General features: G+C 55.8%; 22 protein-coding genes and 1 tRNA gene. 15 read left to right on the top strand and 8 right to left on the bottom strand.

Annotated features, from left to right (window positions below):
• Positions 1–317 precede the first annotated feature (317 nt).
• The gene (locus tag ACR0J7_RS01855) at positions 318–941 is read left to right on the top strand and encodes a transglutaminase-like cysteine peptidase (RefSeq protein WP_480480872.1); all 624 of its coding nucleotides are present in this window, start codon (positions 318–320) and stop codon (positions 939–941) included.
• A gap of 159 nt (positions 942–1,100) precedes the next feature.
• Here the strand turns inward: ACR0J7_RS01855 and ACR0J7_RS01850 are convergent, their stop codons facing one another.
• From ACR0J7_RS01850 to ACR0J7_RS01825, 6 genes are all read right to left on the bottom strand, one after another.
• Positions 1,101–1,463, bottom strand: coding sequence for a histone H1-like repetitive region-containing protein (locus ACR0J7_RS01850; protein WP_480913379.1), 363 nt, complete (start codon positions 1,461–1,463; stop codon positions 1,101–1,103).
• Between the two features lie 634 nt (positions 1,464–2,097).
• A complete protein-coding gene (typA, locus tag ACR0J7_RS01845) occupies positions 2,098–3,915 on the bottom strand; it encodes a translational GTPase TypA (protein WP_480564718.1) in 1,818 nt (605 codons plus the stop codon).
• 76 nt (positions 3,916–3,991) lie between these two features.
• Positions 3,992–4,327, bottom strand: a complete 336-nt coding sequence (locus ACR0J7_RS01840; RefSeq protein WP_267366185.1) for an SMR family transporter — start codon at positions 4,325–4,327, stop codon at positions 3,992–3,994.
• A gap of 362 nt (positions 4,328–4,689) precedes the next feature.
• Positions 4,690–5,859 carry an HD domain-containing protein gene (locus ACR0J7_RS01835; RefSeq protein WP_480913116.1) on the bottom strand — a complete coding sequence of 390 codons (1,170 nt, stop codon included), beginning with the start codon at positions 5,857–5,859 and terminating at the stop codon, positions 4,690–4,692.
• Positions 5,856–6,101, bottom strand: coding sequence for a hypothetical protein (locus ACR0J7_RS01830; RefSeq protein ID WP_209503892.1), 246 nt, complete (start codon positions 6,099–6,101; stop codon positions 5,856–5,858). The genes ACR0J7_RS01835 and ACR0J7_RS01830 overlap by 4 nt, the downstream gene beginning before the upstream one ends.
• A complete protein-coding gene (locus tag ACR0J7_RS01825; protein WP_209503893.1) occupies positions 6,101–6,754 on the bottom strand; it encodes an alpha/beta hydrolase in 654 nt (217 codons plus the stop codon). Before ACR0J7_RS01825 ends, ACR0J7_RS01830 begins: the two co-directional genes overlap by 1 nt.
• Before the next feature lie 179 nt (positions 6,755–6,933).
• Between ACR0J7_RS01825 and iscR the strand changes: the two genes are divergently transcribed.
• The 10 genes from iscR to ACR0J7_RS01775 all read left to right on the top strand — a co-directional run bounded on the left by iscR (position 6,934) and on the right by ACR0J7_RS01775 (position 14,785).
• On the top strand, positions 6,934–7,392 hold the full coding sequence (gene iscR, locus ACR0J7_RS01820) for a Fe-S cluster assembly transcriptional regulator IscR (RefSeq protein WP_209596301.1): 459 nt from the start codon (positions 6,934–6,936) through the stop codon (positions 7,390–7,392).
• Between the two features lie 51 nt (positions 7,393–7,443).
• Positions 7,444–8,523 carry a cysteine desulfurase family protein gene (locus tag ACR0J7_RS01815; RefSeq protein WP_480480881.1) on the top strand — a complete coding sequence of 360 codons (1,080 nt, stop codon included), beginning with the start codon at positions 7,444–7,446 and terminating at the stop codon, positions 8,521–8,523.
• 18 nt (positions 8,524–8,541) lie between these two features.
• Positions 8,542–10,062 carry a Fe-S cluster assembly protein SufB gene (gene sufB / locus ACR0J7_RS01810; protein ID WP_480480883.1) on the top strand — a complete coding sequence of 507 codons (1,521 nt, stop codon included), beginning with the start codon at positions 8,542–8,544 and terminating at the stop codon, positions 10,060–10,062.
• Positions 10,062–10,265, top strand: coding sequence for a hypothetical protein (locus ACR0J7_RS01805; RefSeq protein WP_480480885.1), 204 nt, complete (start codon positions 10,062–10,064; stop codon positions 10,263–10,265). Before sufB ends, ACR0J7_RS01805 begins: the two co-directional genes overlap by 1 nt.
• A gap of 48 nt (positions 10,266–10,313) precedes the next feature.
• Positions 10,314–11,069, top strand: a complete 756-nt coding sequence (gene sufC / locus ACR0J7_RS01800; RefSeq protein ID WP_480485611.1) for a Fe-S cluster assembly ATPase SufC — start codon at positions 10,314–10,316, stop codon at positions 11,067–11,069.
• Positions 11,069–12,349, top strand: coding sequence for a Fe-S cluster assembly protein SufD (sufD, locus tag ACR0J7_RS01795; protein ID WP_209503899.1), 1,281 nt, complete (start codon positions 11,069–11,071; stop codon positions 12,347–12,349). Before sufC ends, sufD begins: the two co-directional genes overlap by 1 nt.
• Complete coding sequence (locus tag ACR0J7_RS01790; protein ID WP_209596716.1) at positions 12,349–12,834, top strand: YIP1 family protein; 486 nt, start codon at positions 12,349–12,351, stop codon at positions 12,832–12,834. Before sufD ends, ACR0J7_RS01790 begins: the two co-directional genes overlap by 1 nt.
• The gene (locus ACR0J7_RS01785) at positions 12,831–13,397 is read left to right on the top strand and encodes a YIP1 family protein (RefSeq protein ID WP_480564732.1); all 567 of its coding nucleotides are present in this window, start codon (positions 12,831–12,833) and stop codon (positions 13,395–13,397) included. Before ACR0J7_RS01790 ends, ACR0J7_RS01785 begins: the two co-directional genes overlap by 4 nt.
• 13 nt (positions 13,398–13,410) lie before the next feature.
• On the top strand, positions 13,411–14,631 hold the full coding sequence (locus tag ACR0J7_RS01780; RefSeq protein ID WP_480564735.1) for a cysteine desulfurase: 1,221 nt from the start codon (positions 13,411–13,413) through the stop codon (positions 14,629–14,631).
• A gap of 77 nt (positions 14,632–14,708) precedes the next feature.
• Positions 14,709–14,785 (top strand) — tRNA-Arg (locus tag ACR0J7_RS01775).
• Between the two features lie 276 nt (positions 14,786–15,061).
• Here the strand turns inward: ACR0J7_RS01775 and mepK are convergent.
• Entirely contained in the window at positions 15,062–15,631 is a 570-nt protein-coding gene (gene mepK / locus ACR0J7_RS01770) for a peptidoglycan L,D-endopeptidase MepK (protein ID WP_480480893.1), read from the bottom strand.
• 353 nt (positions 15,632–15,984) lie between these two features.
• On the opposite strand from mepK, the gene ACR0J7_RS01765 reads away from it, so the two are divergent.
• The 4 genes from ACR0J7_RS01765 to ACR0J7_RS01750 are packed head-to-tail and all read left to right on the top strand — an operon-like array spanning position 15,985 to position 20,226.
• Positions 15,985–17,592: a L,D-transpeptidase family protein gene (locus ACR0J7_RS01765; protein WP_480913113.1), complete on the top strand. Its 1,608-nt coding sequence runs from the start codon at positions 15,985–15,987 to the stop codon at positions 17,590–17,592.
• Between the two features lie 34 nt (positions 17,593–17,626).
• A complete protein-coding gene (locus tag ACR0J7_RS01760; protein WP_480913111.1) occupies positions 17,627–18,718 on the top strand; it encodes a UDP-3-O-(3-hydroxymyristoyl)glucosamine N-acyltransferase in 1,092 nt (363 codons plus the stop codon).
• A 32-nt stretch (positions 18,719–18,750) separates the two neighbouring features.
• Entirely contained in the window at positions 18,751–19,008 is a 258-nt protein-coding gene (locus ACR0J7_RS01755; protein WP_171723262.1) for an acyl carrier protein, read from the top strand.
• 9 nt (positions 19,009–19,017) lie between these two features.
• The gene (locus ACR0J7_RS01750; RefSeq protein WP_267366704.1) at positions 19,018–20,226 is read left to right on the top strand and encodes a beta-ketoacyl-[acyl-carrier-protein] synthase family protein; all 1,209 of its coding nucleotides are present in this window, start codon (positions 19,018–19,020) and stop codon (positions 20,224–20,226) included.
• 48 nt (positions 20,227–20,274) lie between these two features.
• Here ACR0J7_RS01750 and ACR0J7_RS01745 read toward each other — a convergent pair whose 3' ends face one another.
• On the bottom strand, positions 20,275–20,853 hold the full coding sequence (locus ACR0J7_RS01745) for an invasion associated locus B family protein (protein WP_480913109.1): 579 nt from the start codon (positions 20,851–20,853) through the stop codon (positions 20,275–20,277).
• Between the last annotated feature and the right edge of the window lie 68 nt (positions 20,854–20,921).

The raw sequence follows: 20,921 nt of genomic DNA, 5'->3' as shown, positions 1-20,921 counted from the left end.
AAGCAAGATTCGGCTTATGTCATGTTTGGTTGATACTGATTAGCCCGCGACAGCGGGCTTTTTTTGTTTAATAGTTTTATTTCAATCGCTTACCCTTCAACGCTCCCGCTCTGCCGAATGGTTCTTGGCTGAATTGTGGCCGCGCCAACAAAATTCTTACGTGAAATTGTCAGATTCTCGGACGAATTTTCGCCCCGTTTCCTTTGCAGGGTCTCAAAAGATTGCGCGAAACGCCTGATCACAGATAGTTTCAAGAAACAGAATGTGGTGCAGTTGGACATGCAATCGTTCGAAGAACATCGGATCGGGGAACTCGCATGATTTCATTCGCGAATTTAGCCAAGAGGTGTGTTGCCGCTCTTGCATCGGCTGCGGCGCGCGCATTGGGTATCTGCACCGTGTGTATCGGCGTAATCGCCTCCGCACCTGTCGCGCAGGCATCCGACGGCGTCTTTATCCCAATCGTTGCGTCTTCACCTCCGCCCTCAGGCGCAATCAACCTATGCAACCAATATAACTGGGCTTGCACTGCAAAACGCTCGGTCACGTTGTCCAGCCACCAAGAGCTGACGGTGGTAAATCAAGTGAATCGCCGCGTAAACGCGTCGACCCGGGAAGTTACGGATCAGTCCCAGTACAAAACGCGCGAGCGATGGGCCTTGCCAACACCCAGAGGCGGTGATTGTGAAGACTTTGCATTGTTGAAGAAAAGGGATCTGATCCATGCCGGGGTTGATCCAAGTAAGCTTTTGATTGCGACCGTTCTGGACACACGCCGGACGCCTCATGCGGTTCTGGTCTACCGCTCGGCGCAGGGCGACCTGATCTTGGACAATCTCACAAACCGGATCAAACCCTGGACAGCTACGCGCTATTTGTTCCTGCGCATGCAAGATCCGAAGCGGCCCAGTCAATGGGTCGGCGTTTACGGGCGCAGCTGACCTCAGCGGTATATTTACCTACCCAAAATCTTACCCTTGGACGCAGATTTGGTCTGCGCCCAAGAGTGTAGTCTTTGACCTTACGCTTGGACGGATTAATCCGAACGTTTTGCGTATCGACGTATTCCAGCCCCGAAGCCTCGACCAGCAGAGTTTTTTCTATCGAATATGCTCCGCGTTCCTAGGGCCGGTTCGCTGGTATTCGGTTTCGTCTTTATCAGTCTTCTTCGTGCTCTTCACCACCGGGCTCTTCACCACCGGGTTCTTCCCCACCGGGTTCTTCTCCACCGGGTTCTTCGCCACCGGGTTCTTCGCCACCGGGTTCTTCGCCACCGGGTTCTTCGCCACCGGGTTCTTCGCCACCGGGTTCTTCACCACCGGGTTCTTCACCACCGGGCTCTTCGCCACCGGGTTCTTCTCCACCGGGCTCTTCGCCACCGGGTTCTTCACCACCGGGCTCTTCACCACCGGGTTCTTCACCACCAGGTTCTTCGCCACCGGTTGGGTTACCGCCGCCACCATTGGGGGGCGTGCCATTTTCCTGGGAAGGTCCGTCGCCGGATCTCTGGTCTGAGACACCGATCGATGCGGTCGGGAAGTCACTTAGCAGACCTGCCAGCGGGGCGCATTCTGCACCGACGCGCGCCAGAATCTGATCGAAGTCATGACGGCGTTGAATGTAGCGGATCATGCCGGATGTCACAGCATCGCATTCGCACAAAACCTGCGCGGACGCAGCGGATTGCCGTGCTGTTGCAACCGTACATGTCCCAGCGGCAAAGGTTTCACCGGCAGGTGAAAGCAGAAAAGTTGTCGCAATAAAAAACAGTGGAAACTTGCGAGCTCTATTACCCATTTTGAACTCCTTGGAACTCGATAACTAAACTACGTCCTTCATGCACCATTCCCATATCGGTGTTTGTGAAGGACGTCACACTTCTGACGTGTTTTGACCATAATTCGAGGGCGCCTACAATATCTTGTTGGTGAGGCCCGGGGCGGAAATTTTCAACCATGCGGAGAAAGGTGTTAGTTTTCAAATAAAAACCGGGCAGTGAGCCCGGTTTTTCTGATTTCGTCTTTTGTCGTATTGGAAGCAAATATGCCACACTATTGCCATTGTTTCCGTTTGGTCAGTTTGCAACCTGAGGGTGTTCTAGGCAGATTTGGCCATCCGCTTACGCTCGTGCGGGTCAAGAAAACGCTTCCGCAGGCGCACCGCGTTTGGTGTAACTTCCACCAGTTCATCATCGTCGATATAGGCAATTGCCTCTTCCAGTGAGAACTGAATATGCGGCGTCAGGCGGACCGCGTCGTCGGATCCACTGGCGCGCACGTTTGTCAACTTCTTGCCTTTGAGCGGGTTCACTTCCAGATCGTTGTCTCGCGAGTGTTCGCCGATCACCATACCCTGATATACGTCTGTTTGCGGACCAACAAACATACGGCCACGTTCTTCCAGGTTCCACAGCGCATAAGCCACAGCCTGACCTTTCTCCATCGAGATCAGAACGCCTGCGCGACGGCCCGGAATTTGCCCCTTATGTGGCGCCCAATCGTGGAACACACGGTTCAGTACACCGGTACCGCGCGTGTCGGTCAGAAATTCGCCGTGGTAACCAATCAGACCACGGGACGGGACATGGGCGATGATCCGCGTCTTGCCGGTACCAGCCGGGCGCATCTCGACCAGTTCACCTTTGCGGGCGCCGGTGATCTTTTCGATAACGGAACCAGAATATTCGTCATCCACGTCGATAGTGACTTCTTCGATGGGCTCAAGCCGCTGCCCACCTTCCTCACGGAACAGAACCTGCGGGCGCGAGATGCTAAGCTCAAAGCCTTCTCGGCGCATGTTCTCGATCAGAACGCCCATTTGCAGCTCTCCGCGGCCCGCAACTTCGAACGCCTCGCCGCCGGGGGTGTCGGTGACACGGATGGCGACGTTCGACTCGGCTTCCTTCATCAGGCGGTCTCGAATGACGCGTGATTGAACTTTTTTGCCGTCACGGCCTGCTAGCGGAGAATCATTGATACCGAAGGTCACGGTAATGGTCGGTGGATCGATGGGCTGCGCGGGCAGGGCCTCAGTGACCTGAGGGGCAACCAGTGAATCCGCTACGGTGGCTTTGCTCATGCCAGCGATGGTCACGATGTCGCCTGCTTCGGCCACATCAATGGGCTGCTGGGCCAGTCCCCGAAACGCCAGGATTTTCGTGGCGCGGAAGTTTTCGATGACCGAACCATCGCGGCTGAGCGCCTTGAGGCTGTCGCCAGCCTTCAGCGTACCGCTTTCCACACGGCCGGTCAGGATACGGCCGATGAAGGGATCGCTGCCCAGTGTCGTAGCCAGCATCCGGAAGGGTTCATTTTTGTGATCGACCTGCTTCGGAGCAGGAACATGATCGACGATCAGGTCGAAAAGCGCGCTCAAGTCCTTGCGGGGGCCGTCCAGCTCCATATCCGCCCAGCCCGAACGGCCCGAGGCGTACATTGAAGGGAAATCCAACTGGTCGTCATCCGCGCCGAGGTTGGCGAACAGGTCAAAGCATTCGTCCAGCGCGCGATCCGGTTCGGCATCCGGCTTGTCGACCTTGTTCAGAACCACGATCGGGCGTAGGCCCAGCGCCAGTGCCTTGGACGTTACAAACTTGGTCTGGGGCATCGGGCCTTCTGCGGCGTCCACCAAAAGAACAACACCGTCGACCATGCTGAGGATGCGCTCGACCTCGCCGCCGAAATCGGCGTGGCCAGGGGTGTCGACAATATTGATGCGCGTGTCTTTCCACTCAACCGAGGTGGCCTTGGCAAGGATGGTGATGCCGCGTTCACGCTCCAGGTCGTTACTGTCCATGGCGCGTTCCGCGACGGCCTGATTTTCCCGGAATGCACCGGATTGTTTGAGCAGCTCGTCCACCAGGGTCGTTTTGCCGTGGTCCACGTGAGCGATGATTGCGATGTTGCGCAGGTCCATGAGAGGTCAGCCTTTGAACGGGAAGTTGCCGCGCGCATAACGCGGCGCGGCAAAATATACCAGCCCTAACCGGCCTTCAGTGCCCGGCAGTCTTTGAAAAGAGGTGAATGATCAGGATTCCGGACAATATCAACGTCAACCCCAGGATCGCAGGCCAGTCCAGCCTTTGGCCGAACACGATGAATCCGATCACGGCGATCAGGAATATACCGAGACCGGACCAGATTGCATAAACAATACCGACAGGCATGAATTTCAGCGTTAGCGCCATGAGGTAAAACGCAAACGCGTACCCAACGACAACGATCACGGATGGCCAGAACCGCGAAAACTGCTGGCTGGCTTGCAAGGCCGTCGTGCCAATGGTTTCCGCCAGCACTGCCAGTAACAGATACAGATAGGCTTGGGGCATTTGAGTACCTCGAAAAGGGTGGGTCGGGCGGCTTGGTGGCGATTTTCGTGAGTGAAATACGTCGACCGCCATGCAGTCTACAAGATTACCTTGGGTCAGGTATACCTGACTGTTTTTTCAATCGAATGAATGTAATATTCGCCCTATATTTTTTATTTTTGTTAATGAGTTTTGAGCGATGACGTTATTTGCGAAATCAATCATATTTGCTTCGGGTCTGATAGTGGCGATTGGGTGGCTTGCTGACGGGGGGTCCGTCGAAGTGAATGCAGCCAACGTGGTTCAACAGTTTGATGGTAGTAGTGTTTTTTGAACGCCGCTAGAAACCAAGCAAGAAAAAAGGAGCCTTCAGGCTCCTTTTTTTATGCTTGAGGATCGGCTGTTTTACCATCTTCGAAATGCGCAACCAGTTGCGGTTGCAGCCAGTCCCATAGCTGAGGCGCTCCCGCTGCAATAGCTGGTCGGACACGCGTTACAATCTGGTCGAATTTCACTTTGTATTCGACCCATGACCCGCCACCTGTTTCCAGATTTGCTATGGGTGTCTGAAAGCGGTCAACAGCCTTTGCAAACCTGGCTTCTGCGGTCTCAGCCGCCTCAAACTCGTGCCAAAGTTCAGTAAATGGCCTGTGTTGACAGTCAGGCAAAAGGCCAAACAATCGCTTGGCGGCGGCCTGTTCCTTGGCTTCCTGTTCCGCGTGGTCGACATGTCCGTGGATCGGGTGGTCGCCCGCGTCGATTTCGACAACATCGTGCAAAAGCAACATCTGGAGGGTTCGGTCCACTTGAACGTCCGAATGCGCGTATTCTGACAATACCCATGCGTAGAGCATGACATGCCACGAATGTTCCGCCGAATTCTCGAACCTGTCACTGGCCATCAGGCGTGACGCGCGCAGAACGGATTTCAACTGGTCCGCTTCTGTAAGAAACGCCAATCTTTTCGTGAAGGCGTCATCCTGAGGGTCCGAGTTGGTCAAGAGGTTTGTGGCATGCTGGTGGGCCAATGGAAACGCATGGGCCAGATACGCTGCGCGACCGTCTGCCAGATTCGACCGCGCAATCTCCACATGATCCTCTCGTGGGTCGGCGGCGCACAGAACCTGAAACAGCGGCTGGCAGCGATCCAAAATTTTGGCGAACCGGGCATCCGGGGTTTGGTCCGCCTCGAATTCGTGCCAGAGCGAAAGAAATTCCTGCGCCTGTTCGTCGGGCAACAGGCCAAACAATTCCTGTGCGGCGGCCTGTTCAGCCTCGGCCACGGTGTCCCAATCCGTGTTGAGGTGAATCGGATGATCACCTGTCACGATCTCAACCAGATCATGCAGCAGCAACATGCGGATGACCCGGTCGACCGAGATGTCCGGCCCGGCCAGTGGTGCCATGACCATTGCCCACAAAGCCAAGTGCCAGCTGTGTTCGGCGGAGTTTTCGGGCCTTGACTGGTCAAGCAGGACATTTGCCCGCTCGACCAATTTCAGATTGTCGGCTCGCTTCAGAAATGCGACCTGCGCAACCAGGCGATCGGTCATTGCTTTTCAATCGCCTTGAGTTTCGCGCGATGCGTGGCGAGGCGCTTGATCACGAATTGTCTGGCCTTGCGTTCAGCCAGACGCACGCGGATTTCTGTCAGGAAAGCCTCTTCCAGAGATTGAGACGCCGCACCAAGCACTTCACCTACCTCCACGAAGAACCGGTCTTCGCCAGTTTCGTCCATGACCTTCATCGTATCTTCGGCCAGTTTGGCCGCGAGCGATGTGATGGTGTCGGACATTAGCGGGTGTTCTCGGTCAGCCGACGTTTCACATAGTCGCTGACATCTGTGATCAGCGTGTCCATGTGGCGTTCCTGGAAGAAATGATCCGCGCCCTCAACCTCGTTATGGGTGATCGTGATCCCTTTTTGCTCGTGCAGCTTGTTGACCAGCGCGGTGGTATCCGCTGGTGGTGCCACACGGTCAGCCGATCCGTTGATGATCAGGCCCGAAGACGGGCAGGGCGCAAGGAAGGAAAAGTCATACATGTTTGCAGGCGGCGACACGCTGATGAAACCCGTGATTTCGGGGCGGCGCATCAGCAACTGCATTCCAATCCACGCCCCAAACGAAAAGCCCGCAACCCAACAGTGTTTCGAGTTGTTGTTCATGGATTGAAGGTAATCCAGCGCAGATGCCGCATCGCTCAGCTCGCCAACACCTTGATCATATTCACCCTGGCTGCGACCGACGCCGCGGAAGTTAAAGCGCAGCACTGTGAAGCCCATGTTGTAAAAGGCATAGTGCAGGTTATAGACCACCTTGTTGTTCATGGTCCCGCCGAACTGAGGATGCGGGTGAAGCACGATAGCGATCGGTGCGTCTTTTTCCTTTTGCGGGTGGTAACGGCCTTCCAGGCGGCCTTCGGGTCCGGGAAAAATCACCTCGGGCATGTGTGCTTTGGTCCTGTCATTTTCGTGCGGGTATCCGGATATACTTGACTATAATCGTCGGACACCTTAGAACGGTTCTAATTACATTGCTTGGCGCAATCGCGCTGTCAGTCGGAGATACGCACTGGCAGCGTCGGCGTCAATGATTTCGCGCAGATCCGGCTAAAAGGGGGCAGGGCATGAAGCTTTCGACCAAAGGGCGTTACGCGATGGTCGCTTTGGCGGATATTGCGCTTCAGCCAACAGACCGGCTGGTAACCCTGGGCGAAATCTCGGAACGGCAGGACATTTCTCTGCCGTATCTTGAGCAGCTTTTCGTCAAGCTGCGTCGCGCGGAACTGGTTGCTTCTGTCCGTGGGCCCGGAGGGGGGTATCGTCTTGCACGCCCCGCGTCCGAGATTCGCGTGGTCGAGGTTCTGGCCGCTGTGGATGAGACAGTTGATGCGCTGCAAAAAGGGGCCGGAGCATCCGGTGCGTCATCGGGTAGCAGGGCGCAATCCCTGACGAACCGCTTGTGGGAAAGCCTGAGCGCGCATGTTTATGTCTTCCTGCACCAGACGCGCCTGTCGGATGTGATCAGAAACGACCTTGCGCCTTGCCCGGCAGTTCCAAGCCTGTTTTCCGTCGTCGATGAATGAGCTGGGTAAGTCGAACATGCATATGAGTTCTGTGCAGGAAAAGATGTATCCATGAAACGTGTTTATCTGGATCATAACGCGACTACGCCGCTGCGACGCGAAGCGCGCGAGGCAATGATCGCGGCGATGGATGTGGTCGGGAACCCGTCATCTGTTCATGCGGAAGGACGTGCCGCAAAAGCGCTGGTCGAACGCGCGCGGGCGCAGGTCGCCGAGGCCGTCGGTTGCCGTCCGCAAGAGGTCATATTTACCTCTGGCGCGACTGAAGCGGCGCGGGTTCTGCAAAATCGCCCCGAAGGCTGCGACGTCTTTGTCGACAGCACTGCCCACGATGCGCTGTGGTCGCATTTCGATCTGACCCATTGTAGCGAGCATCCCTTTGGCCCTGGGCACATATTGGCGATGGGGCTTGCGAACTCCGAAACCGGAGTCATCACGCAGCCGCCACAGAAAGTTGAGAACCAGTGGCCCTATGGCGCGCGGCGCGCGGACTGGCTGTTGCTGGATATTACGCAGGTTGTCGGACGCATTCCATTTTCCTTCGCCTGGAGCGGCGCTGATATGGCGATCCTGTCGGCGCATAAGATTGGCGGGCCAAAAGGTGTTGGCGCTTTGATCCTGCGGCAAGGTATCGATATCGAACCTTTGGCCAGCGGTGGCGGACAGGAAATGGGCCGAAGATCTGGTACTGAAAATGTGGTGGGCATTGCCGGATTTGGCGCGGCTGCCGAGGCTGCTCAGCGCGATCTGGCGGATGGAGTATGGGAAAAAGTCAGAGAACTTAGAAATATTCTAGAAAACGCCCTTGAGGCTGGTGCAATATCTACTATTTTTGTCGGGAAAGATCAGGAGCGACTCCCGAATACCCTGTGTTTCGCGACGCCCGGCTGGAAAGGCGAAACGCAGGTGATGCAGATGGATTTGTCTGGCTTTGCCATCAGTGCGGGATCCGCCTGTTCCAGCGGCAAGGTCAAAACCAGTCGGGTTCTGACGGCAATGGGATTTGATGAGACGGTGGCGTCATGCGCAATCCGCGTATCGCTGGGGCCAGAGACGACTGAAGAAGATGTGCTGCGTTTCGCCGAAACGTGGCTTGAAAAAGAGAAAAAGCATCGCGCGCGGGCTGCGTGATCTGACGGAGGGTAAGTCATGGCCGCTTTGGACCAGACCCAGGTAAAAGAAGGTGTCGATCAGGAAACCGTGGACGCGGTTCGCGAGGTCGGCACATACAAATATGGCTGGGATACCGATATCGAGATGGAATACGCGCCCAAAGGCGTGAACCCGGATATCGTCCGTCTGATCTCGGGGAAAAACGATGAGCCCGAGTGGATGACCGAATGGCGTCTGGCCGCGTTCGAGCGTTGGACCAAAATGGAAGAACCCAAATGGGCGATGGTTCACTATCCGCCAATCGATTTTCAAAACCAGTATTACTATGCCCGCCCCAAATCGATGGAAGAGAAACCCAAATCTTTGGATGAGGTTGATCCAAAGCTGCTCGCCACTTACGAGAAGCTTGGTATCCCTCTGAAAGAACAGATGATTCTGGCTGGTGTTGAAGGGGCTGAGGATGCACCTGCCGAAGGCCGCAAGGTGGCAGTCGATGCAGTGTTTGACTCGGTTTCCGTGGGCACGACTTTTCAGGCCGAACTGAAAAAGGCAGGCGTGATCTTCTGCTCGATCTCTGAGGCGATCAAAGAGCATCCTGAGCTGGTCAAGAAGTACCTGGGAACCGTGGTTCCCGTATCGGACAATTTCTATGCAACATTGAATTCAGCTGTATTCTCGGATGGCTCATTCGTCTACATCCCGCCGGGCGTTCGCTGCCCGATGGAACTAAGCACGTATTTCCGCATCAACGCCGAGAACACGGGCCAGTTCGAACGCACCCTGATCATTGCTGACAAGGGCTCGTACGTCTCATATCTGGAAGGCTGCACTGCACCCCAGCGTGACACGGCACAACTGCATGCTGCCGTGGTCGAGATCATCGTCGAAGAAGATGCCGAGGTGAAATACTCGACCGTTCAGAACTGGTTTCCGGGGGACGAAAACGGCAAGGGCGGTATCTATAACTTCGTGACCAAACGCGCCGACTGCCGGGGTGACCGGTCCAAGGTGATGTGGACGCAGGTGGAAACCGGATCGGCCGTGACATGGAAATACCCGTCCTGCATCCTGCGCGGCAATGAAAGCCAGGGTGAATTCTATTCGATCGCGATTGCCAACAATTATCAACAGGCCGACACCGGCACCAAGATGATTCATCTGGGCAGGAACACCAAGTCGCGCATCGTGTCCAAGGGCATCAGCGCGGGCAAGGCCCAGAACACCTATCGTGGGCTAGTGTCGATGCACCCGAAAGCCAGGGACAGCCGGAACTACACGCAGTGTGACAGTCTGCTGATCGGCGACAAATGCGGCGCACATACGGTTCCCTATATCGAGGTCAAGAACAACTCGAGCCGCGTTGAGCACGAGGCGACGACGTCAAAAGTGGATGACGATCAGCTGTTCTACTGCCGTCAGCGCGGCATGGACGAGGAAGAAGCCGTGGCTCTGGTGGTCAACGGGTTCTGCAAAGACGTGCTTCAGGCGCTTCCGATGGAGTTTGCGATGGAAGCACAGCAGTTGGTGGCCATCTCACTTGAAGGTTCGGTTGGGTGATGACGCGGTCACCCGGAACCCGCATCCGTAAGGATAATGTGCTGACCTGGCTTGGGTACGCATTGCCGGTTCTGGGCGGTCTGCTTGGCGTGGCCTACGTCAACACCCATTACATGGAATTCATCAACCCGGTTTGGGCGGTAGGTGGCGGGGCAATCCTGGGTTGGATTCTCGCCAGACTGATCCGCAGATTGCTGGGCTAGAACAATGCGGGGTCACAGTGCCCCTTGCGATACGCAAAAGGACAAAAAATGCTGGAAATCAAGAATCTGCACGTGAAACTTGAAGAAGAAGACAAGCAGATCCTAAAGGGTGTGGACCTGACGGTTGAAGCCGGCAAGGTACACGCGATCATGGGGCCGAACGGGTCAGGCAAGTCAACACTCAGCTACGTGCTGTCGGGCCGCGACGGGTACGAAGTAACCGAAGGTTCGGCCACTCTGGACGGTCAGGACCTGCTGGAGATGGAACCGGAGGAACGCGCAGCAGCAGGTGTTTTCCTTGCCTTCCAATACCCGGTTGAAATCCCCGGAGTTGGCAACATGACCTTCCTGCGCACCGCAGTAAACGCGCAGCGCAAGGCCCGTGGAGAAGAGGAACTGTCTGCCGCAGACTTCCTGAAAGAAGTGCGTGCCAAGGCCAAGACGCTAAAGATCGACGCGGATATGCTTAAGCGCCCGGTCAATGTTGGTTTTTCGGGCGGTGAGAAAAAGCGTAACGAAATCCTGCAGATGGCTATGCTTGAACCGAAGATGTGCATCATGGACGAAACCGACTCGGGCCTTGATGTGGATGCGATGAAGCTGGTCGCCGAAGGTGTGAATGCCCTGCGGGACGAAGGCCGTGGGTTCCTGGTCATCACCCATTACCAGCGCCTGCTGGATCACATCAAACCTGACGTCGTGCACATCATGGCCGATGGCCGCATTGTCAAAACCGGAGGCCCGGATCTGGCGCTTGAGGTTGAAAACAACGGTTATGCCGACATTCTGGCCGAGGTGAACTGATGGCTTTGCCGCAAGCGAAACAAACCGCAACCGAGGCGCGTCTGGCTGCGCTGACCATGCCTGACGCGGGCTGCACCCGTGGTGCACGCGAAGACGCTTTGGCGCGTGTTCTGGAATCCGGGTTGCCGGGGCGCCGGGATGAGTATTGGAAATACACCCAGCCCGACAGTCTGATTTCTGCCGAGGCTTTGCCTGCGGCGGTGTTTGTCAATGATGAACCGGTACTTTTCAACGACCTCGACCGTTTGAAAATAGTCTTTGTCGACGGGGTGTTCAGCGCCGAGGAATCCGATGAGCTGTCGCTGGACGGTGTCAAGATCGACCGGATTGAAGACATCTGCTGCAAAGACATTCATTGGGCAAAAGACCTGTATGGCGTTCTGGAAGCGCGTGGCCAGTCCCCGGTTCAACGTCCGTTGGCTGCATTGAACACGGCCTTTGCGTCGGACGGTGTCGCCATTCACGTTACGGGCAAACCCTCTAAACCGATCAACCTGATCTATCGTCATGCCTCACCGACATCCGACGCGATCCTGCATCACGTTATTCGTGTGGAAAGCGGGGCCGAGGTGACAATTCTTGAATCCGGTCCGGCGGCGTCGCGTTTCAACAAATGCATGGAGATTGAAATCGCCGACAAGGGGACGCTGCATCATGTGCGGGCACAAGGCAGGGACCATGAACGTCGCGCCGCGACCCATATGTTCACGCGTTTGGGGGCAGAGTCGGTCTACAAGTCCTTCACCTTGACAGCGAATGGGGTGCTGACCCGTAACGAACAGGTTGTTGAACTGACCGGCGACAATGCTGTGGCGCATGTGGCCGGGGCCTGTGTTGGGGATGGTGATTTCCACCATGATGACACGGTGTTCATCACCCATGACGCGGTGAATTGCGAAAGCCGTCAGGTCTTTAAGAAAGTGCTGCGCAACGGTGCGACCGGAGTGTTTCAGGGCAAGATCCTTGTAAAGGAAGGGGCCCAGAAAACCGATGGGTACCAAATCAGCCAATCTCTGCTTTTGGATGATGACAGCCAGTTCCTCGCCAAACCCGAACTTGAGATCTACGCCGATGATGTGGCGTGTTCCCACGGCTCAACCTCGGGCGCGATTGACGAAACGGCGCTGTTCTATCTTCGGTCACGGGGTGTTCCGGTCAAGGACGCGACCAACATGTTGACGCTGGCATTCCTGGCAGAAGCAGTGGACGAGATCGAAGACAACGCTTTGGCAGATGAAATCGTAAGCCGTCTGGAAGGGTGGCTGGCGCGCCGAAGCTGATGGCCCTTTCGTCGGATATCCTGGCAACATACCGGGGGCCGGGGCGCGTGGTGCGCAGGCTTCTGGATATGGGGCAACGAGAAGACCGGGCGCTGATCTTTGTCATGGCGTTTTGTGTGGTGGCATTCATCGCCCAGATGCCTGGCCTTGCGCGCAAAGCGCATCTGGAAGGCGTTGAACTGAACATGCTATTGGGTGGTGCTCTGCTTGGATCAGTGTTCATTCTGCCCTTGGTCTTTTACACGCTGGCACTGGTGTCTCATTGGGCGGCGCGCCTGTTTGGCGGGCAGGGAAGCGCTTATGGTGCGCGTCTGGCGCTGTTCTGGGCGCTGTTGTCCTCTGCACCGCTGGTTCTGCTGAACGGCCTTGTCGCCGGATTCATCGGGCCAGGGCCTACCTTGACGTTTGTGGGTTTCGTCTGGGTTGCTGTTTTTGTTTGGTTCTGGGTATCCGGTCTCAGACAAGTGCAAAGGTCCGTCGCATGAATTCGAGTTTCCTGGGAAATCTGGCGGTCTTGACGATCAAGAACCCGGCCGAAGCGGCGCGACGGCTGATGGCGCTCAAACTGGGGCGAGAAGTGCTTTGGCTGGCATTTGCGCTGGCGGTCGTTTTGAACTGCGCTGTCCAATTGGGAATAGATTTGTCGATAACAATGGCGGCGGGTCAACCCTCTCCTGCGCTCGAGAGTTTTCCCATCGTTTTGGTGCGCTCGGCCGGGGCCATGATGCTGAGCATCGTCGCATTCCTGCTGGTCGGGCGAATGCTGGGAGGTCTGGCGAGGTTCGATGATCTGATGGTTTTGACGATCTGGCTGCAGTTCCTGCAAATTGCCGCCTTGGTGGTGACGCTGATCTTGAGCCTGACCTTACCGTTTCTGATGATGATGACATTGTTGGCGACAGCAATCCTGAGCCTTTACGTCACGCTTCATTTTCTGAATGAAGCGCATCAGTTCGGGTCTCTCTGGAAATCCTTTGCGGTAATTGTGTTGTCAGCTTTTGTCGCCATCCCTTTCGTTCTGTTTCTAAGCCCAACCGGGCCCGTCTAGGAATACCTCTCTTATGTATGATGTGCAGAAAATCCGCTCTGACTTTCCGATCCTGTCGCGTCAGGTGAATGGCAAGCCTTTGACGTATCTCGACAATGGTGCTTCGGCTCAGAAACCTCAGGTGGTCATTGACGCGGTGACGCGGGCCTATGCCGAGGAGTATTCGAACGTCCATCGTGGCCTGCATTTTCTGTCCAATCTTGCGACAGAGAAATACGAGGCCGTTCGTGGCACGACCGCGCGGTTTCTGGGGGCATCGAACGAGAATGAGATCGTCCTGAACTCTGGTACCACCGAAGGGATCAACCTGATCGCCTATGGCTGGGCTATGCCGCGACTTAAAGCGGGGGATGAGATCGTTCTGAGTGTGATGGAGCATCATGCAAACATCGTACCCTGGCATTTCCTACGCGAACGACAGGGCATCGTGCTGAAATGGGTCGATGTCGACGCAGAGGGCGGGCTTGACCCTCAGGCGGTAATCGATGCAATCGGGCCGAAAACCAAGCTGGTTGCTGTGACACACTGCTCGAACGTGCTGGGTACGGTCGTGGATGTGAAAGCCATAACTGACGGTGCCCACGCCAAGGGCGTCCCGGTTCTGGTTGATGGCAGTCAGGGTGCCGTTCACATGCCGGTAAATGTCGAAGAGATCGGGTGCGATTTCTACGCGATCACTGGCCACAAGCTTTATGGTCCGTCAGGGTCGGGTGCGATTTTCATCAAATCCGACCGCATGGCCGAAATGCGCCCCTTTATCGGTGGCGGCGACATGATCAAAGAGGTCAGTAAGGATCAAGTCATCTATAATGACCCGCCTATGAAGTTCGAGGCCGGCACGCCGGGGATCGTTCAGACCATCGGTCTTGGCGTAGCGCTGGAGTATATGATGGACTTGGGGATGGAAAACATCGCTGCCCATGAATCCAGCTTGCGCGATTACGCGATGCAACGTCTGACAGGGCTGAACTGGTTGCAGGTTCAGGGCACTCGCCCGGACAAGGCCGCGATTTTCAGCTTTACGCTGGACGGTGCTGGCCATGCACACGACGTCTCAACCATTCTCGACAAGAAGGGTGTTGCGGTTCGTGCCGGTCACCACTGTGCCGGGCCACTGATGGACCACCTGGGGGTGACGGCAACGTGCCGCGCCAGCTTTGGTCTCTATAACACTACCGATGAAGTTGACACGCTGATCGAAGCGCTTGAATTGGCGCATGATCTGTTTGCCTGATTTTGGTCTTGATTGGGGTGCGGCAATCGCGATTTGCAGTTGCACCCGGATTGGAACAAGGTTAGCTAACGGCCAAGGCACCTGTAGCTCAGCTGGATAGAGCGCTGCCCTCCGAAGGCAGAGGCCAGAGGTTCGAATCCTCTCAGGTGCGCCACCCAATATTCAAAATTGGATCGAAGTCGGGAGCCCAGAACTGTAGGCTTGTGAATTAGCTCGCTTTGCGCGTTGATCGTGCAGTCATCACAACGGCCCGCAAGCTAATAACCATAGCCGAGTTGTAGTGCTTGAGAGAGGGATACCCTGCCAGGTACCGAGAAATTCAAATTAGCAGACTTGGCGGCTCTGCCGCCAATCGCCACGAAAACTATAAAACCGACCGGAATAAACAGTCAGCTAAAGTTCTGAACAAACCGGGAGGAGCGTCAAGGTGTTACCCGCGCCAGGTGCGAACTACGCCGCAATCCATGTGTACGAAGTTCGATCCATAATACTGACCAACACCGCCTGCGCGGCACGACATCGCCGCCTTGGCCATCTGCGATACCGAGCGGGAGGCAAGGCGCAAATCAGCTGCTTGCCCTTCCATGTGAAGCGAGTTGCGCGCCACACGGCGGGACCGGGAACGCAGCATTGCGTTGGTCTGAGGAGAGCGGTAGCCGGACAACAGCATATAGGGTTCGTTGACATCCAGCAGGCTGTGTGATGCCGCCATGATATCAATCGTGCGTAAATCGATGGATTTTACCTGATCTGTGCGCCAATCACGCATGAAGTTGTTCACTTCTTTGACAGCGTCCTTGATATACTTACCATCGACCCAATAGATCATATCCAACCGTTCGCCAGTGCGACCGGAATACATACGAATGCGACGAATATCGCCGCCACCGCGTAAAAAGCCTGCTGCGTTGGAGTAGGTGGGTGCTGCTACGACTGCCGTTGCTGCAAACGCTCCCAATAGGGCACGCCGGGTCAAGCCCGAGGAACTGCTCTCTGTCATTTTGGTTTCGTCCCGTACTGTTCCTGCCTGCACACGATGTTACGTGCACTGTCTTAATTATTCCCATCCCAGATGCGGAATTTATGGCACAATCGGAATCGAGGGCCAAGAAGTGTTTCATTTTCACCTTTTCAAGGGGGAATTTTCGGCAGTTTTTTGCGCATTTGTCACAGAGCATTACAAATATTTCGCAGTTGTGGGCTTTGGGCCGCGTAGCCGATGCAAACGCGCATCAGGCCGACGAAGATGCGATTTGGTAAGGATATCGTGAGTGGACAAGCGTTCTGGCAAGACTGCATAGTTATTCGGCGTATAAATCACCAGTTCAAACTATTGAATTCCAAGGCTATCCTATGCTTTCTGTTCTCCGAACCAGTACCAGTATCCTGTTTGCCGCGTATTTCGTGGCCACCGCGTCTGTCGCCAATACGACGTCCGAAGCAGCGCCAGGAACTGCGTTTCAGATGGCCATCGCTGAACATACTCTGCAGGCACCGCAACTGGTTGAGTTCTACCGGGCAAACGGGTTCTCACCGCTTTGGGTCGGCGATACGCCTGAACACGCTCAACGCCGGGCGACGTTGATCAAGGCGCTTAAGGATGGGCATCTGCACGGCCTGCCACAGGCGGAGCCGATTGTCGCCGCCGTGATGGAGAAGATGGAAAAGGCCCGTTCGGTGCGTGATCTCGGAACAGTTGAAGCCGAACTGAGCCGTATCTTTGTCGAATATGCCGACGCGCTTTATGCGGGCGCAATCCGGCCCGGCAGTGTGGATGATGGGCTGGTTCGGTCCGTAGAACGACGCAGCACTGTTGAGCATTTGCAGGGAATAAGCACTCAAGGCGCGGCCTACTTTACAGTCTTGGCGCCGCAATCACATCAATACCGCGCATTGATGAAGCAGAAGTTGTCCTTGGAAAAGCTGGTGTTTCAAGGGGGATGGGGGCCAACAGTTCCCGAAAGCAAACTGGAATACGGCGACACGGGACCGAATGTTGTCAAGCTGCGCGACCGTCTGGTGGTGATGGGTTACATGAAACCGTCCGCCAGCCCGTCTTTCGACAGCGCGTTGCTTGAAGGCGTTCGTGCCTTTCAATCCGCGCATGGGCTTGAAACCGATGGTGTGGCGGGCAAGGGGACGATTGCTGAAATTAACCGTCCAGCCACAGACCGGTTGAAAGCCGTTTACGTTGCGTTGGAACGCGAACGCTGGCTGCCTCGGGAACGCGGCACGCGTCATATCCTTGTGAACCAAGCCGACTTCACGGCCAAGATCGTGGACGAAGGGCAAGTCACTTTTGAAACCCGCGCAGTCATCGGTAAAAATGTGCATGATCGAAGAAGTCCGGAATTTTCGGATGAGATGGAGCATATGGTGATCAACCCAAGCTGGCATGTTCCCCGCTCGATCGTGACCAAGGAATACCTTCCGAAACTGCAATCAAACCCGAATTCCGTGGGCCATATTCTGATAACTGACAGAAGCGGCAGGCAGGTCGATCGGGGTGCGGTGGACTTTACCCAGTTCACGACCAGCAATTTTCCCTTCGCAATGCGTCAACCGCCCAGCCAAAGCAATGCGCTGGGTCTGGTGAAGTTCATGTTCCCCAATAAGCACAACATCTATCTGCATGATACTCCACAGAAAAACCTGTTCTCGCGCGAAGTTCGGGCCTTTTCACATGGGTGTATCCGCTTGGCCCAGCCCTTTGAATTTGCATACGCCCTGCTGGCCAAACAAGAGGAAGATCCAAAGGCATTCTTCCATCGCGTTCTGAACACCGGAAAAGAGACCAAAGTTAATTTGGAACAGAAAGTTCCGGTGCATCTGATTTACCGCACGGCCTATATCGGGCCCAAAGGCGAAGTGCAGTATCGTCGCGATGTCTATGGGCGGGACGGCAAGATTTGGGATGCCCTGCAAAAGGCAGGGGTGGCCCTGCCGGACGTTCAGGGGTAAGCACAGGGCAAATCCTGCCAAAAGGAAGCCCGCCATGCAGTTTACCGTACAACAGATCGCCGAGTCTCTGGGTGCCGAATGTCAGGGCGATGGCGGCCTGACGATTGTGCGCGCCGCCGAACCAGGCGATGCAGGCCCGACAGATCTGGCGATGGCTATGTCTCCGAAATACGCCGAGGCGCTTACCAACGGAGCCGCTCGTGCGGCCGTCCTTTGGGAAGGGGCCGATTGGCAGGCGATGGGATTGCGTGCTGCGATCTTTGTCAAACGTCCACGTATGGCGATGGCTGGCATTACTTCCATGCTGGACCGGGGGCAGGGGGTCGAGCCGGGGATACACCCTTCGGCCGTGATCGATCCAACAGCTGAAATCAGTCCTGACGTCGCGATTGGACCGTTGGTTGTTGTAGGCGCGCGCGCCCGGATCGGCGCAGGCTCTGTCATAGGGGCACATTGCGCGGTGGGAATGGATGCCATATTGGGCGACCAGGCAGTGTTGCGCGAAATGGTCAGCATTGGCGCACGGGCGCAGATCGGAGATCGTTTTATTGCGCAACCTGGTGCCCGGATCGGCGGGGACGGGTTCAGTTTTGTTACCCCCGAAGTCTCGGGCGTCGAAAATGTACGCAAGACAATGGGCGATCAGGGTGAGGCCAAAGCTCAGAGCTGGCTGCGCATTCATTCGCTGGGCGCTGTGGAAATCGGTGATGACGTTGAAATTGGTGCGAATTGCACAATCGACAATGGCACGATCCGAAATACGTATATTGGCCACGGTTCCAAGTTGGATAACCTGGTCCATGTCGGGCACAACACCCGAGTCGGTCAGGACTGCCTGTTGTGCGGTCAGACTGGTGTGTCGGGTTCGGTTGAGATCGGAAACAACGTGGTTCTGGGCGGTCAGACCGGCGTTGTCGACAACATATTCATCGGGGATGGGGTTATTGCCGGTGGCGGCACCAAGATACTTTCCAACGTGCCTGCTGGTCGCGTGATCATGGGGTATCCCGGCGTCAAAATGGAAACGCATACGGACATCTACAAGGCACAACGGCGTTTGCCCCGTATGGCACGCGACGTCGAGGCATTGAAAAAGGCTGTTTTCAAACAGACCCCGAGCGATTAAATCAACCTCAAACTGATAATCAGGGGATCGACATGAGCATCAGCGACCGCGTCATCGCGATCATTGCAGAGCAGGCCGTTCTGGAGCCATCGGATGTAACACCCGAAAGCACGCTGGAAGATCTGGGTATCGACAGCCTAGGGCTGGTCGAAAGCATATTTGCCATCGAGGAAGAGTTCGACATTTCGATTCCTTTCAATGCCAACGAGCCCGAGGCCAACGATTTTGATATCTCCAATGTGGCTGCGATCATCTCTGGGATCGAAAAGCTTGTGTCGGAAAAGGTCTGACACACGCTCATGAAACGCGTTGTCATTACCGGAGCAGGTACGATCAACTCGCTGGGCCATTCGGTCCCTGACACGCTGGAAGCAATGCGCGAAGGTCGTTGTGGTATTTCGGAACTTGAATTCCGGGATGTTGATCGGTTGGCCATCAAGATCGGCGGACAGGTTCGGGGGTTCGAGGCGGAAGGGCGGTTCAACCGACAGCAGATGTCGCTGTACGACCGCTTCACCCAATTCACCCTGACGGCAGCCAAAGAGGCGATTGAACAGTCGGGTATCGAATTTCACGGCGAACTGGCGGCCAGATCAGGCGTCGTTCTGGGGACCGCAGGCGGTGGTGTTTCAACCTGGGATGACAATTACCGTTCCGTTTATGAGGACGGGAAGAACAGGGTACACCCCTTTGTCGTTCCAAAGCTCATGAACAATGCCGCCGCCAGTCATGTTTCAATGGAACATAACCTAAAAGGCCCCAGTTTCACCGTGTCGACGGCATGTGCGTCATCAAACCATGCGATGGCTCAGGCCTTTCAGATGGTGCGTAGTGGCGCGGCTCCGGTCATGGTTACGGGCGGGTCCGAATCGATGTTGTGTTTCGGCGGTGTAAAAGCCTGGGAAGGTCTGCGCGTGATGTCGAAAGACGCGTGCCGCCCGTTCAGTGCCAACCGCAACGGAATGGTGCAGGGTGAAGGGGCTGGCGTCTTTGTCTTTGAGGAATACGAACACGCCCGCGCCCGAGGGGCCGAAATACTGTGCGAAGTTGTCGGCTTTGCCATGTCATCGGATGCCTCTGACATTGTGATGCCCAGCAAACAAGGGGCCGCGCGTGCCATGGCCGGTGCCTTGGCCGATGCGAAGCTGAACGCAAAAGATGTAGGTTATATCAACGCGCATGGCACCGGAACAGCTGCAAATGACAAGACCGAATGCGCAGCCGTGGCCGACGTATTTGGCCCACACGCCGACGATCTGATGATCTCGTCCACGAAATCCATGCACGGCCACTTGATTGGAGGGACCGGCGCGGTGGAATTGCTGGCCTGCATCATGGCACTGCGGGACGGTGTCATTGCACCGACGATTGGATATGAGGAACCGGACCCGGAATGCGCGTTGGACGTGGTACCGAACGAAGCACGCGAAGCAAAGGTCGACGTCGCGCTTAGCAACGCATTCGCCTTTGGTGGGTTGAATGCCGTACTGGCCCTGAAGCGGGTTTAGTGAAAAAGCCGCCGTTAATAATACGGCGGCTTCCACGGATGTTTTTTCTTAGTTTGTGTTGACGTTCAGAGCGTCAAAGCCCGATGTGAAGCCGGAGAGCGACATGTCCATTTCAAGAACCTGATCCGGGAAACGGGCGGGAACCAGTGAAAACGTCGCTTTGGTTCCAGCTTTCATCGCATCGATATCCCCTTGGCTAAGACCCAGTTGCGCGATGCAGCCCACGGGAACGCATTGGTGATAGTTGTACAATTTACGCGGCGCGCCATCGATTGACAGGGCCAGCTGAGCTTGCAGCAGAGTTTCGAGGGGTACGATCACATTTGCCCAAGCAACGGCTGCCCCACCTTCCGGCAGTTTCCCGATGGATACTTCTGCGATCGGATCCCCATTTTTACCCTCCAGAACCTGAACGATGGCGCAAGGATCCTCGCCTTCCGGTGCCTTGATACAGGATACGTCCCAATCGCCGAATTCTTCCTTTACGAACTGTTCTCCGACCCGGGGGCCTTCCTGACCAAGGTCCAGACCGGCGTCTGGCGCGGTTGTGGTTGTGTCTTGTGCATACGCTGCGCCGGATAGCAGAACAGCGGCGATAGTGTTGAACGAGAGGATTTTCTTGAACATGAATGCCTCGGGTTGATGATTGATCTTTTTGCTTCGTTTAACACTCTTCTGAACCAGTGTCAGGCACT

The organism is Ruegeria sp. O4 (assembly GCF_056535125.1).
This window is presented reverse-complemented; position numbering and strand designations above follow the sequence as displayed.